The following is a 14195-nucleotide window of genomic DNA, read 5'->3' as shown; positions in this document are numbered from 1 at the left end:
GAACATCAATTCAACAAAAAACGGCAGACAAAAGATAGAGTCATCGAACCCTTCTAGCGATTCGATGACCATTCTACGTTTTGAAATTTTATTACTTATCGCCTTCAAACCCTTATATCATCTATTACCTTCCATACGCCGGGCGAACTCCATGCAGAATGGTGTATTAAGTCTTTTTCCGCGATGCTGTGTGCCTTGCCACTTAGTATTACGTCGTGATCGTGCACCTCGACTTTGATCGCATTGGCATCCTGGATAGCTCTACGTTTAAGTGAGGCCTCAATATCGGCCTTGACAGCAGCAGCGGTAGGCTTAGGTTTGAGAACGATTTGGTTACTCACACCCGTAACCCCTGTCAAGTAGCGTATGGAACTAGCAGCCAAACGCCGTTGATACTCCCAGGGGACTTCGCCGGTTAGCGTCACCCAACCGTCTTCAACCATTACCTTTAATGGGTCATTTGGAATGTATATATTCCACTCCAGCGTATTTTTAACCGCACGAGCAATATCCGCATCAGTGCGCTTGTTATTCCCAGGCAATTTTACATCCATTTCAACGGCAACGCCTTTAACACCGCTAACTCGCTGCGCTGCCATTTCTGCATGCCACTTCTCTGCATAACTATCTACATGGCCTGCTAATGTCACAATGCCGTCGTTAACCTCTACCCCAATATTCGAAGCACGAACAGTGGGTTCATACTCGAGTTCGGCAAGCACATCTTTCTGAATTTGACTATCTGACTTTGGCATCCTTAGTACTCCTTCAGTTTTGCAAGCAAATCTTCTTATTACGTAGAAATACTCACTCTACCTACTTGATTTCAAGCTTGCGCCGTAAAGCCTGTTTGGCTTTTGGCATGGTGATTGTCAATATGCCGTCTTTAAATTTAGCTTCAGCATGTTTAGTATCCACTTCTACTGGCAAGGCAATCGTCCGAGAAAAGGCACCTTGCCAAATTTCTGAATGGTAATACTCATCCTGTTTTTCCTGGGTTTCTCCAGAACGCTGGCCTTTCAACATCACGGCGTGTTCGGTTATTTCCAGGTCTATTTCTTTCCGGTCAACCCCTGGCATCTCAGCGCGCACTTCGATTTCTATGTCTCGATCAATGATGTCAACTTTAGGGTTATGTTGACCGAAAAAACCTAGCCGTTCTTTTATTAAGTCTTCCTTGAAAAAGGGCTTCATCCAGCTGCGCTCGAAGAAACCCTCTATCATACGATCAAACTCTTCCAGCGGGCTTAAAGAGCGCTTACTGGAAAGTGAGTCCGTATCTTTTTCCGCCATTACAGGCTTGCTGATTGCTTTTTCCATGACACTACTCCTATGTATTTCTTTTACTTAAGAAAAGGGCTAAATTGCATTTTTATCCTTCTTTTTCTCAATGGCTACATTACAAGCCATGGTATATTTATAGCGCAAACATTTTTATTTAGAAGGTGACACATGTAATCAAAAAGCACTAATACGCAAAAAACTTGATCCAGAGCAATTAAAACCAGCTTCACCCCAACTCACCTATAAAATGGTAGTAAAATTATTGTGTAGCAGCCAATTTGAACTCATATTAAACCTATCAATAGAACTCATATCACAATAATTTTTCGTTATTGCTTTTGTTATATATACGGACAGCTTAAAGTACAGTGGCATCAGCGTCACTTGGCACTCGAGTAAAGTGAACCAGTAAAGGTAAGTAAGTGTTATTGTTAGATAAACTAACGCTCAGTTTCTAGGGTTAATAACAATGCTTTATGATGAGACACAATACCAACATTTGGACAGGCTGGTACGAGCATCACTGGCAGGGCTAACACTCGGCATTTCTCCTACATCGGCCATGCTGACTTACTTGGACTGGCTATCAAGCCTCCAGACTTCTCCTGGAACTCAAGCTCATCTAGTACAAAAAGCAATGAAGAAACAGCTACGCTTGCTGTCTTGGGCCAGCCATTCGGCCTTCGACCCCAATGCCACAGCTTGTATTGATCCCCTGCCCCAGGATCGTCGTTTTCGTGACCCTGCCTGGCGTTACTTCCCCTATAATCTGCTTTATCAGGGCTTCCTTCTTCAACAGCAGTGGTGGCATAACGCCACCACCGGACTACGCGGCTTATCCCTGCATCACGAGCAGGCAGTAGAATTCGGTGCCCGCCAGTGGCTTGATGTGTTCTCGCCCTCCAATTTTTTACTGACTAATCCCGCGGTGCTCCAAAAAACTGTTGAGAGCGCTGGAGCCAACTTAATACAAGGGCTGCAGCACTACTGTGAAGATATCCAAAACCACTATCTCGGCAAAAGGTCAGCGGGTTCTGAAATGTATGTCGTTGGAGAAAATGTAGCAATTACACCGGGCAAGGTTATCTTTCGCAATCATCTGATCGAGCTAATCCAGTACACCCCTACTACAGAAGAAGTACATGTGATGCCTATACTCATTGTGCCTGCATGGATCATGAAGTATTACATCCTGGATTTGTCCCCCCATAACTCGCTTGTTAAGTACTTAGTCGATCATGGCCATACGGTTTTTATAATTTCCTGGCGCAACCCAACGGCCGAAGATCGCGATATTGGAATGGATGACTATCGGCAACAAGGCATTCTGGCGAGTCTCTATGTCATCGAAAACTTATTTCCTAGTCAGAAAATACATGCGGTAGGCTACTGCCTGGGCGGCACCCTGTTGGCTATTACCGCTTCTGCGATGGCCAGAAATGGAGCCAACCGCTTGGCCTCAATGACACTCTTCGCCGCACAAACGGACTTCCGAGAAGCTGGTGAACTAATGCTTTTTATTGATGAAAAGCAGCTCGCTTTCCTTGAAGACTTAATGTGGGCTCAGGGCATTCTCGATACGAAACAAATGTCAGGGGTATTCCAGATACTGCGCTCCAACGATTTAATCTGGTCCCGGGCCGTGAACGAGTATTTGTTAGGCGCAAGGCAACCCATTAACGACCTTCTCGCCTGGAACACCGATGCAACGCGCATGCCCTACCGTATGCATTCTGAATATTTGCGTACCCTATTTTTAAATAATGACTTAGCCGAAGGACGCTTGCGGGTAGAAGGCCGCCCGGTGGCGCTTAGCGATATACAAATACCTATTTTCTGTGTTGGCACAGAGTGGGACCATGTCGCACCATGGCGATCCACTTATAGATTGCACCTTCTTGCAGATGCACCGGAGATTACTTTTTTGCTCACTAGCGGTGGTCATAACGCGGGTATTATTAGTCCCCCTGAACAATCGCATCGGCATTATCGAATAGCCACCGCCTTTGAAGGTGACTCCTATATTGATCCAGACACGTGGCTGGAGCGTACAGCAATTAAGCCAGGCTCCTGGTGGGGTGCATGGCAATCATGGTTGGCAGCAAGATCAGGCCCCCTTGTCGAGGCACCTCACGTTGGTTCACAAAACTACCCACCTCTCGAAAACGCCCCCGGCAGCTATGTCAGAAAAGCATAGCTCTGTATGGCTAGCTTGATGAAGACGCTATTCATTTTGTGTTCTTTGAGCCTGGCTAGCTAACGAAGCTGAGCGTCGCCCACTAATATATAGTGGAATAAACCCTCCACGATTAGAGAAATAAATAAAACACGCAAAACGATAGGCAACAACTTTTAGCGACTTAAGCAACCAAATAAGTCTTAAGACGTAATCATACAAACCCCATATCCAACCCCTAAAAAAACTTATACACTTACTGCATAGCGCCTCAAATAAACGCTATAAAACAACTTAATAAACTGCAAGATTTTCATATGACTAAATCAACAAGAGAATACTAAAGTTAATATTTTTTATCTATCACCCCATGCAACTGTTAGCAGTAGTAAAGCACAATGCTACCACTCCTTTCAGTGGTGCATTGATGTATTTTAGAATAGCTTCTACCCACTATTAAAACTGCCTATTTATTGGCGGCCGAGCTAATTCTAGCTACTAAATAGCGCACTGGCACACTCAGCGCACTGGCTATGAAAGCTCCTAAAAGTGCTAACGCCATATCCTTCTGCGCATCCCAAATATCTCCCTGGGCACCTAGGTATGACTCCCCCAATTCCCCTGGGAAGAGTACAACAGCCAGCCACTCAGCAATCTCATAAAACGCCGAATGGGATAAAATCAGCACCACCGGTAGTAGGCGCCATAAAACTGCCTCATATAGTAGGCGTCTTTTCACAAGATCTTTCATCAGTGGAAAAAGTAGCAGTCCATAAAGGAAATGTACCCAGCGGTCGTACTGATTACGCTCAAAGCTAAACCGTTGGTCCAGAGAAAACCCAAGCAGTGTTCTCAACCAGTGGTCATAGGGCACTTCAGAATAGGTATAATGAGCACCAACTTCATGAAATATTAAAAATAGAAAAATGCTTAACCATGCCAGACGCGAGACACCACCCTGATACCACAACCAACCCAATACGGGCACCGCGGCAAACACCAGAATATTTTCAAGCAGCCAATCTGAGCGGTAATAAGGTGCTATGGCCAGCCATATCCAGAACAGCACAAAGCCAACAAACAGCCATACAGGAAACGGATCAAGCGTTAGCAGCCGAGCACGTACTTGCTTAATCCTAGACACACTCCTCTACCTCTGTTTATTGATTTAGCCAGCCTGTTCGGCGCATCACAATTTTCTCGACTTCCAATATAGCCATCATCACCATGCCGATGCTGATGACTAATACGCCATCCAAAAATGCTAACGGACGCGTATCGAAAAGGGCATGCATAACAGGCCAGTAGGTAAACAATGCCTGAGCAACGATCACCACAGTGACAGCAGACAGCACAGCGGGGGTGCCTATTAGCCCCTGCCAGCTAAATGAAGTGTAGTGTAGATAGCGCACGTTAAATAGATAGAAAATTTCCAATACGACGATCAAATTGACCACTAAGGTGCGAGCCATCGCAAGCTCATCCCCTCGCCCTAGTGAGTAAAAAAATACGCCCAACACCGCTGCCAGAAACAGGAACGACACAAGCGCTACCCGCCAGATCAAAAAAGGTGTCAGCAGCCCTTGGTTGGCAGGCCTAGGGCGGCGCTGCATGACGTTGGGCTCTGCCGGTTCGAACGCTAGAGCAAGGCCAAGGGTGCCCGCCGTAACAAGATTGATCCACAAAATCTGCACCGCAGACATCGGCATTGAGAAGTTAAACAAGATAGCGGCAATCACCGCCAATACCTCGCCGCCATTAGTAGGCAGTGTCCACGCGGTTACTTTGCGGATATTGTCATAGACTACTCGCCCTTCATTCACTGCAGCGACGATGGAGGCGAAGTTATCATCCAGCAAGACCATCTGGGAGGCCTCCTTCGCTGCATCAGTCCCTTTATGCCCCATGCCAACACCGACATTTGCCTGCTTCAACGACGGTGCATCATTGACGCCATCGCCGGTCATGGCCACGATCGCCCCCGTCGACTGCAAGGCACGCACGATACGCAGTTTGTGTTCAGGGTTGGTTCGAGCAAACACACTGGTTTCGGTCACGATAGCAGGCAGGTCAGTGTCTGAAATGTCATCAAGATCACGCCCCGTCAGGACGTATGGTTCCTCTCCAAATCCTAGCTGCCGAGCAATCGCCGCAGCCGTCTCAGCGTGATCACCGGTAATCATTTTCACCGCAATACCTGCAGAGTGGCACTCTTTAATGGCGGCCACTGCCTCTTGGCGCGGGGGGTCGATAAACCCTATCAGGCCAATGAAGACAAGCCCATCCAGGTCGGAAAAAGCCAGCTTATCAATATCGGAGGCTACTGTTTTAACCGCAAAGCCGAGCACTCTTTCTCCCTGGGCGGCTGCATTCGCGACCTTGGCGCCCCAGGTATCTCGGTCTAACGGCGCCGTCCCTTCACCATCTATTTGGGCGATACATCTCGTCAGCAGTTCATCGGGGGCGCCCTTGACAAAAATCCGACCATCGCCTGCTGAATGGCGATGAAGCGTGGCCATAAAACGATGCTTGGCATCAAAGGGGATCTCATCAAGTCGCGGCCATTCATGGCGGGTTAGCTCCGGCTCCAAACCAGCTTTCATCGCCAACGCCACCAGCGCCCCTTCCATCGGATCGCCCATCACATGCCAAGCACCATTTTCCTGGTTCAATTGGGCATCGTTGCACAGCGCTCCCGATAGCACTAAACAACTACTCTCTAGCCGCTGTTTATCCGCAGCAGCATCATCGGTAGAAGCGGCTTCCAGCCGACCTTCCGGCACATAGCCCGAACCTGTCACCGTGTACTGCCCATGAGGGACTTCCAGCCGTCGCACTGTCATTTCGTTACGCGTCAAGGTGCCGGTCTTATCGGAACAGATGACCGACGTAGCGCCGAGTGTTTCTACCGCCGGTAGCTGCCGGATCGCTGCATGACGACGCGCCATGCGCTGTACACCAATAGCCAATGTAATGGTGATGACTGCTGGTAAGCCTTCAGGAATAGCCCCCACCGCCAGAGCAACGACAGCTATCAGTGCGTCCGGCCATGCATAGCCACGTACTAATACCGCAAAGGCAAAGAGTACGGCCGCCACCGCCAGGGTGATCCAAGTAAACTGCTTTCCAAAATGATTAATCTGGCGCAGCAGCGGTGTGGTCAATGGCTGCACCTCTCGCAACAAAGCACTGATGCGCCCGATTTCCGTAGCACCCCCCGTTGCGACCACGACACCTAGCCCTTGCCCAGCAGCCACCAGCGTACCCGAATAGGCCATTGAGTGCCGGTCACCCAGCGCAGCTTCCTTTGATGCTGGTATTACCTGCTTTTCTGCTGCTACCGACTCACCAGTCAGAATGGCTTCTTCGATACGTAAAGCACTCGTACGAATAAGCCGCAGGTCAGCAGGAACCCGTTCCCCTGGCTCAAGCGACACGATATCCCCAGGTACAATCTCTTCGACAGGCACCTTGACTCGCCTTCCTTCTCTTACCAGATAAGCGTGCGGGGCGATAAGATTGTGGATCGCGCTCAGCGCCTTTTCCGCCTTACCTTCCTGAATAAAACCGACCACGGCGTTGACTAAGACCACCGCAGCAATGACCGATGCATCGACAAAATGCCCTAGCAGTGATGCAGCGAGCGCTGCCGCTAACAGAAAATAGATTAATGCATTATGAAAATGCGCAAGAAAACGAAACAGTGGGTGGCGGCCAGCCACTACCGGTAACTGGTTGCGTCCGTACTTAGCCAAGCGCCTGGTCGCTTCGCCTGCTGTCAGACCCGACGATGAAGTCTTCAAGTCCGCAAGGACCTCATCAATATGCCTAGCATGAACCCCCAAAGACGAGTTATCTAATAACAAACTGGTATCGGCAGTAGGCGTTTCCATCCTGACTCCCTGGCAGACGTATCCAAGAGGAATAAGCAATCACTGTCACAGATCACCACCGTCACGGTATCGACTTCATCACGGTCATGGCAGCAAGCAAAGTGATCGTGGTGTGGGAAAACAAAGTACCCAACTTACGAATCGACATCGAACATCTCAGATGCTGGTGATGTCTCCATCACCAATACTGCAGCGCCGGTTACTTTGCCTTCCCTGAGATCCTTAAGCGCTTCATTAGCAGCGTGGAGCGGATAGCAGGTTGTACTGGTTTGAAGGGTCGCTTGGGAGGCCAGCGATAAAAACGCCTTACCGTCCTGGCGGGTCAGGTTAGCTACCGAGCGTAATTGGCGCTCTCCCCAGAGTAGCGCATAAGGGAAAGAGGGAATGTCAGTCATGTGTATACCGCCACAGACAACGACTCCCCCTTTGCGCACGGCACGAAGTGCAAGGGGTACCAGCTTCCCCACGGGTGCAAAAATGATAGCGGCATCCAGGGGTACCTCCGGCAACTGTTCAGAGCTACCTACCCACATCGCGCCCAAGTGTTGCGCAAATCGTTGAGACGCTTTATCGCCCGGGCGAGTAAAGGCGTACACTTCCACGCCCTGCCGTTTTGCGACCTGCGCCACGATATGCGCCGCCGCGCCAACGCCATAAATACCGAGACGCTGCAGGTCATCGCCACACATGACTAGAGAACGATAGCCGATCAGACCAGCACACATCAGTGGAGCAGCTTCTACAGCGCTATAGTCGGGGCCGATTGAAAAGCAGAAGCGATGGTCCGCCAGCGTGTATTCAGCAAAGCCACCATCAATCTGGTAGCCAGTAAAGCGCGCCTGATCACAAAGGTTCTCCTGCCCATGTAAACAGTAACGGCATTCACCGCAGCTATACCCTAGCCAGGGAATACCCAGTCGTACTCCCTTCTCCAGCGACACACCAGGGCCACACTCGACAACATGACCAATAATTTCGTGGCCAGGAATAATCGGATAATGGATGTCTGGCAATTCTCCATCGAGTAGGTGCAAGTCAGTACGACACACGGCGCACGCCTCTACTTTAAGCAGTACCTGCCCCGGCCCCGGCGTAGGAATTACCCTTTCATGACACTGCAAAGGCCCACCCTGTTTCTCAAGCACCATGACCTTCATGCGACTTCCCTAAGCACGTAAACTACAATTTAACTAACGTCCCTTACCTAGCTTTTGTGCGCTATTTTTTGCACAAACCCATGCCTCGACCACAGCGACTATTAGTAGAGTATGAATAGTTATAGTGTAAGCTCTCTTGAAGAGAAGCTCTCCAAGCAAATAAAAGCACTTACCCATAACAGTATTGATCTAGCGCAAAAAAAACCTCTCAACGTAGCTCACTCTGCGTCAGTAGAAATATGCTCCTCCGCTGACATATGTTGTGTACAAAGCGGCGCTTTAATCACATCGCAAGACTTAACTTAGAAGAGCCTACTCCCCACTGCTCACGACACTCCCGAAGCACATGGCACTCTTTCGTTTTCTGTGTCACAAAGTCGAATAATGGCTGATGTAGCTCAGGCGTCGCATTTGTTTCCAGCAGCCAACCAAAGAACGTACACGTCGCTTCAGCGGATTTTTCGGCATTTGCTAGTAGGTATTTCCCCATATTTTCATCAACAACGAAGAGGTGCTTATTAACTTTATTAAAAAAAGGAGGCTCCTTTTGCTGGTTAGCATTTGCGCAAGCGCCAAGCTCCATCTGACTAGCCACTTCCTGCAAACTGCAGAGTCTGTGCACACACTCCATACCAATCGCATCCATCAGGCGACTAATAGGTGGATCAAAGGGCAGAAAACTCAGTGCCAAGCCCCGGTAGCGATTCAGCTCACGTACCTCGTGCAAATAAGCTAAGCTCAACTGGTCTTGCGGTAGATAAGTAAGTGCTGTCAAGTTATCCATCATTAAAGCCCTCTAATCATCAAAAAAAGCCCAACAATGGGCAGCTTTTCAAAGGGCATCCTAGTGTGAGGTAAAGCTCGTTTTCTATGATACCGGTCAATTTTCTATATCAACATTAAAAAATTAACACTCATTAAAATCTTACCTGTTTTTAACTAATCAACTATTAATACTTTATCACTATCATGATAACTAAAAATCTAATCATTTAGGTTATCATTTTCAAAACAACAAGGCACCCCATCCTTAGCAGCAGCTCTCTCCTTGAAATCAAGCATACTATCCATAAAAAATTTCAAGCCATAAAGCTGACAACGGTCAAATTTTTGTGCACCCATGTCGTCTATACTATTTGAAAGTTATTATTGGAGTTCTAGCTAACTTTTTGTATAGACACCATAAAACGTCAGTGTCGGCTGGCTGGTAAAAACATAAAATATTACAACAACATTAAAGCCATCTATACGGCCTTACCTTCAAAGAGGACAATAAAATGGTAACGTCAGATCTTACAAAACAGCCTTTGAAAGCACCTCTCACAGAAAACTTGCTCGTTTTGTGGTCTCAACCGTGGATGGAATCCACTAATACAGCGATCAAGTTGCAGCGAATTTGGCTAGAGACACTGAATGACGCAACGCGTCACGAACTAGACTTCTTTTCAACCGTGACGAGTTCCTGCAACAAGCTGACAAGCTGCATGTTGGGCCTTGAGGGTCTGCTAACACCTTCGTCTATGGTGTCCTGCTATCATGAAATCACTGGTGATATGACAGAAGCGACGTTAAAACGCGCGCGTAAGGTATCAAAGCTCAGCGATGACCTAAGAGAGCGCATTTGGTGTGAGATCTAAAGATTCTGCTCAGTAACGCATCACTTCCAACAAGAGCCAACCTGAGATAGGACAAGGGCATGACGGTTGAAACCATTAAAGACATATTGGAGCTGACCCGGCAATTGCATGCCAATCTGGCCGATACACTGAAGCGCGCCGCCATGGATGCCCGGCAAGAAAAGCTGCGCATGTTACTTGACTATCTTTCCCAACATGAACAAGAACTTAGCAGGGTCATAGCATTGAGCGAGGAAGATGCAGAGAAAGCCACGCTCCAAACGTGGTGTGCAGAATACTTTGACAAGTACCCTTTCAAGCTTGAAACACTGGGTAATTTAGACTTTGCCAACATGAGCACTGACGATGTCCTGCGCTCTTTGCTAGCAGTACATGATCGTATTATTGATCTCTATCGCTATTTATCGACACGGGCTGAAGTCTCGTCCACCGAGGAATTATTGAATGGCCTCCTCGCTTTAGAACAACACGAAATCATGCGCATGATACGAGACGCGGAAAAGCTGGAAGATCTTTAGTCACAGCTACAAGTTCTAGCGCTCATGCTGTTGGACCTTACTCAGAAAGCCGTGATGGTGTAACGCCACCGTCGGCCCGATTAAAACAGGTTTGAGCATAACGCGAGCTGTACCAAGTGTATTAGATGCCATATACCGCTCAATAGAGCCACGTACTAACCAACATTAACGGGTACATCATGTCTACTCAAGATAGAAAGGCCTGGCTAGACAACCTACGGTTAGAGCTCAAAGCCCGCATCCATCACTATGAAGAACACCAGCATCGAAGCAGTGGCGCTCTGAATAAAGATCTTGATGATCAGGCGCTAGAGGTTCAAAACGACGAAGTTGTCGCGCGGCTGGAGGAAGAAGCCAGGCTAGAACTGGCCCAGGCCGAACGCGCCTTGGCACGCATCGCTGCCCAGGTCGGAGACTTCTGCGAGAAATGTGGCAAGCCCATCGCACCAGATCGTCTCAGGGCCTTGCCCTACACAACCCGCTGCAAAAACTGCGCTGATCTGTAACAAGGGCGAAACCTCCTCCAATCAGGCCCTCTAGTAAGCCGCATTGAGGTTAGCATGGACAAACGTTACCAAGCATATATCCTCTTTTTTATTTTCGGCTATATTTTTGTCCTATTGGTTCAGGATTTCATTGCGGAGGGGCGTTCCTACGAACCGATTCCCTATTCCGAGTTTCGTCATCATCTTGAGCAAGGCATCATCAACACGCTTGATGTTAGTTCAGAGCGGATCAAAGGCACCTACAATACGCCACTCTCCGACGGTACTACTGGCTTCACCACCTATCGCATCGACCCGACCTTGGCCAATGAGCTAGCCCAATACGATGTCACTTTCAATGGTGCGCCTAGTGAGTCATGGCTGACCTCTCTGCTTTCTTGGCTCTTGCCGTTCCTGCTCGTATTCGCTATCTGGGGATTTTTCCTACGCCGTATGGTATCAAGTCAGGGAGGCTTCGGCAGCATGATGACACTGGGCAAATCGAAAGCCCGTGTTTATGTTGAGACCGAAACCAAGGTGACCTTCGCCGACGTGGCTGGCATTGACGAAGCCAAGGATGAACTCAAGGAAGTAGTGGCCTTTTTGCGCGACCCTCAGCGTTATGGTCGCCTGGGGGCTCACGTGCCGAAGGGCATCCTTCTGGTTGGCCCTCCTGGCACTGGCAAGACGCTGCTGGCCCGTGCCGTGGCTGGCGAAGCTGGCGTTCCCTTCTTTTCGATTTCAGGGTCCGAGTTCGTAGAGATGTTCGTCGGCGTGGGGGCAGCCCGAGTTAGAGACCTCTTTGAGCAAGCTGCAAAAGCCACGCCGTGTATCATTTTTATTGATGAGCTGGATGCCCTCGGCGGCGCCCGAGGGCTTGGTATGCTCGGTGGCGGTCATGACGAAAAGGAACAGACCCTCAACCAGCTACTAACTGAGCTAGATGGCTTTGATACATCATCCGGGATTGTACTTCTGGCCGCGACTAACCGACCCGAGATCCTTGATCCCGCCCTGCTGCGTGCAGGACGCTTCGACCGTCAGGTTTTGGTCGATCGCCCCGAGCGTCGGGGACGTATTGCCATTCTCAATGTACATCTAAAACACCTCAACAAGTTGGCGTCTGATGTCGATGCCGAGCAGATAGCCGCCTTGACTCCAGGGTTTACCGGTGCTGATCTAGCCAACTTGGTCAATGAAGCGGCTCTGCTAGCCACGCGCCGTGATGCCGATGCGGTGGCATTAAGCGATTTTACACTCGCCGTGGAACGCATCGTTGCTGGACTGGAGAAGAAAAGCCGTGTGCTTAATGAACATGAGCGACGCGTAGTAGCGCATCACGAAATGGGCCATGCTCTCGTCGCCGCTTCGTTGCCTGGAATGGACCCTGTACACAAAATCTCTATCATTCCACGAGGGGTGGGCGCCTTGGGCTATACAATCCAGCGCCCAACAGAGGAGCGTTTCCTGCAAACGGTTGCCGACCTAAAGAGTCGCATGGCAGTGCTGATGGGCGGCCGAGCCGCCGAACGCATGATTTTCAATGAAATTTCCACTGGAGCGGCTGATGACTTGGCCAAGGTGACCGATATTGCCCGTAGCATGGTCACCCGGTTCGGAATGAGTGAGGAAGGCGGTCAAGTCATTTATGAGGAAGACCGGCAAGCTTTTCTAGGCGACAAATTTGGGCTCGCAAAGCCCAAGACCTACTCCGAGGAAACAGCCCGTGAAATCGATACTGCCATACGCAGGCTGGTCGACGACGCTTTTGATAGCGCCACCCAGATACTGACCCGCCGTCGCCAGGTACTGGAGACCGGTGCCGCCATGCTGCTGGAGCGCGAGACGCTGACCGCCCAAGATTTTCCGCCCATCGGGGGAGTAGTAGAGATAGCTGACAGGCCAGCGACGGATCGCATATAAGCTGGATCATTCTTGTGCTTTTCTGAGCCTTAAAAGGGCGCCCAAAAAAAACGCGCTGCCAATGATGGCCAGCGCCAACAAATGCGGCCAGACAATTCCCAATCCGGCGCCACGAAAGAGAATGGCCTGAGCAAGTTCGACAAAGTGAGTGGTCGGGGCGACAAACATGATGCGCTGCACAAGCTCAGGCATGCTTTCACGCGGGGTCATCCCACCCGACAGAATCTGCAGGGGAATCAGTACCAGAATGATTAACAGGCCCAGTTGCGGCATTGAGCGCGCCAACGTGCCCAGAAAAATCCCCATTGATGTGGTCGCAAACAGCAGTAGCGTGGCGCCGAAAAGATAGAGCGTCTGCGAGCCGCGAAGAGGTACTTGCAGCCAACCCTCGACGATGATGCGTAGTGCGAAGACCGAAGCCAACAGCACGATCAACCCCATCGACCAGACCTTGGCCAACATGATCTCGAACGAGGTGACCGGCATGACCAACAAATGCTCAATGGTGCCGTGCTCTCGTTCACGGATCAACGCTGCTCCTGTCAGGATAATCGACAACATGGTGATTTGATTGATAGCTTCATTAATGGCGCCGAACCAACTTCGGTTGAGATTAGCGTTGAATTCAGCACGAACTACTGCCTCAATGCGGCCCGGCGATGGGTGCTGGTATGTTCCGATGAAATCGGCCACCTCATCACTGATAATCCGCTGAATATGCCCAGCTCCCGTAAATGCCTGACTGATCTGGGTAGCGTCGACATTCAACTGAATGGTCGGCTGTCGAGCGGCCAGCAGATCACGCTGAAAGTTAGGAGGAATATTAAGTGTAAAGGTATAACGCCCCGCATCCATGCCACGATCCATCTGGCCAATATCGATAAATTCAGGCGGCAAAAAATAGGGAAGCTGAAAGGCATTAACAATACGTAAGGATGCCTGAGACTGATCCTCGTCGACAATGGCCACGCTAGCTCGGAATGGCGCCTCCGGCTCGCCAGTGGCACTCAGGTAGATCCCCAAAGTGAACGAGTAAATGATCAGTAACATCAGAGCCGGGTCGCGATACAGGCTGCGTATTTCTTTGATACCCAGTTGCAGAATATTGGCAAGCCTGGCCAT

General features: G+C 49.6%; 11 protein-coding genes. 4 read left to right on the top strand and 7 right to left on the bottom strand.

The features are described 5' to 3' along the window. Positions 1 to 104: 104 nt before the first annotated feature. Positions 105 to 755, bottom strand: coding sequence for a BON domain-containing protein (locus tag Q3Y66_RS08545; protein ID WP_008956624.1), 651 nt, complete (start codon positions 753 to 755; stop codon positions 105 to 107). Between the two features lie 61 nt (positions 756 to 816). After that, the gene (locus Q3Y66_RS08540) at positions 817 to 1320 is read right to left on the bottom strand and encodes an Hsp20/alpha crystallin family protein (RefSeq protein WP_008956625.1); all 504 of its coding nucleotides are present in this window, start codon (positions 1318 to 1320) and stop codon (positions 817 to 819) included. Between the two features lie 433 nt (positions 1321 to 1753). Between Q3Y66_RS08540 and Q3Y66_RS08535 the strand changes: the two genes are divergently transcribed. Continuing rightward, entirely contained in the window at positions 1754 to 3481 is a 1728-nt protein-coding gene (locus Q3Y66_RS08535) for an alpha/beta hydrolase (RefSeq protein WP_083832186.1), read from the top strand. Between the two features lie 445 nt (positions 3482 to 3926). Here the strand turns inward: Q3Y66_RS08535 and Q3Y66_RS08530 are convergent, their stop codons facing one another. From Q3Y66_RS08530 to Q3Y66_RS08515, 4 genes are all read right to left on the bottom strand, one after another. Further along, a complete protein-coding gene (locus Q3Y66_RS08530; protein ID WP_008956627.1) occupies positions 3927 to 4604 on the bottom strand; it encodes a DUF2238 domain-containing protein in 678 nt (225 codons plus the stop codon). Between the two features lie 16 nt (positions 4605 to 4620). After that, positions 4621 to 7353, bottom strand: coding sequence for an HAD-IC family P-type ATPase (locus Q3Y66_RS08525; protein WP_008956628.1), 2733 nt, complete (start codon positions 7351 to 7353; stop codon positions 4621 to 4623). Between the two features lie 134 nt (positions 7354 to 7487). Continuing rightward, positions 7488 to 8510, bottom strand: a complete 1023-nt coding sequence (locus Q3Y66_RS08520; RefSeq protein ID WP_008956629.1) for a zinc-dependent alcohol dehydrogenase family protein — start codon at positions 8508 to 8510, stop codon at positions 7488 to 7490. Between the two features lie 283 nt (positions 8511 to 8793). Continuing rightward, positions 8794 to 9297 carry a hypothetical protein gene (locus tag Q3Y66_RS08515; protein WP_008956630.1) on the bottom strand — a complete coding sequence of 168 codons (504 nt, stop codon included), beginning with the start codon at positions 9295 to 9297 and terminating at the stop codon, positions 8794 to 8796. 909 nt (positions 9298 to 10206) lie between these two features. Here Q3Y66_RS08515 and Q3Y66_RS08510 point away from each other — a divergent pair. The 3 genes from Q3Y66_RS08510 (at position 10207) to ftsH (ending at position 13073) form a co-directional block, all read left to right on the top strand. Beyond that, entirely contained in the window at positions 10207 to 10665 is a 459-nt protein-coding gene (locus Q3Y66_RS08510) for a hypothetical protein (RefSeq protein ID WP_008956632.1), read from the top strand. 179 nt (positions 10666 to 10844) lie between these two features. Then, complete coding sequence (locus tag Q3Y66_RS08505) at positions 10845 to 11171, top strand: TraR/DksA C4-type zinc finger protein (RefSeq protein WP_008956633.1); 327 nt, start codon at positions 10845 to 10847, stop codon at positions 11169 to 11171. 54 nt (positions 11172 to 11225) lie between these two features. Continuing rightward, on the top strand, positions 11226 to 13073 hold the full coding sequence (gene ftsH / locus Q3Y66_RS08500) for an ATP-dependent zinc metalloprotease FtsH (protein ID WP_008956634.1): 1848 nt from the start codon (positions 11226 to 11228) through the stop codon (positions 13071 to 13073). A gap of 6 nt (positions 13074 to 13079) precedes the next feature. On the opposite strand, the gene Q3Y66_RS08495 is transcribed toward ftsH, so the two are convergent. Continuing rightward, on the bottom strand, positions 13080 to 14195 hold the full coding sequence (locus Q3Y66_RS08495; RefSeq protein ID WP_008956635.1) for an ABC transporter permease: 1116 nt from the start codon (positions 14193 to 14195) through the stop codon (positions 13080 to 13082).

The organism is Halomonas sp. HAL1, assembly GCF_030544485.1.
In the GTDB taxonomy this organism is placed as follows: domain Bacteria; phylum Pseudomonadota; class Gammaproteobacteria; order Pseudomonadales; family Halomonadaceae; genus Vreelandella; species Vreelandella arctica.
The sequence above is the reverse complement of the archived record's forward strand: the minus strand, read 5'-3'. Positions and strand labels throughout refer to the sequence as shown.

Excerpts from the sequence above, each read along its gene's own strand:
- Q3Y66_RS08495 (WP_008956635.1), bottom strand. The coding sequence starts at position 14,195 with ATGGCCAGGCTTGCCAATATTCTGCAACTGGGTATCAAAGAAATACGC.
- Q3Y66_RS08540 (WP_008956625.1), bottom strand. The coding sequence starts at position 1,320 with ATGGAAAAAGCAATCAGCAAGCCTGTAATGGCGGAAAAAGATACGGAC.
- Q3Y66_RS08510 (WP_008956632.1), top strand. The coding sequence starts at position 10,207 with ATGACGGTTGAAACCATTAAAGACATATTGGAGCTGACCCGGCAATTG.
- Q3Y66_RS08535 (WP_083832186.1), top strand. The coding sequence starts at position 1,754 with ATGCTTTATGATGAGACACAATACCAACATTTGGACAGGCTGGTACGA.
- Q3Y66_RS08545 (WP_008956624.1), bottom strand. The coding sequence starts at position 755 with ATGCCAAAGTCAGATAGTCAAATTCAGAAAGATGTGCTTGCCGAACTC.
- Q3Y66_RS08525 (WP_008956628.1), bottom strand. The coding sequence starts at position 7,353 with ATGGAAACGCCTACTGCCGATACCAGTTTGTTATTAGATAACTCGTCT.
- ftsH (WP_008956634.1), top strand. The coding sequence starts at position 11,226 with ATGGACAAACGTTACCAAGCATATATCCTCTTTTTTATTTTCGGCTAT.
- Q3Y66_RS08520 (WP_008956629.1), bottom strand. The coding sequence starts at position 8,510 with ATGAAGGTCATGGTGCTTGAGAAACAGGGTGGGCCTTTGCAGTGTCAT.
- Q3Y66_RS08505 (WP_008956633.1), top strand. The coding sequence starts at position 10,845 with ATGTCTACTCAAGATAGAAAGGCCTGGCTAGACAACCTACGGTTAGAG.
- Q3Y66_RS08515 (WP_008956630.1), bottom strand. The coding sequence starts at position 9,297 with ATGATGGATAACTTGACAGCACTTACTTATCTACCGCAAGACCAGTTG.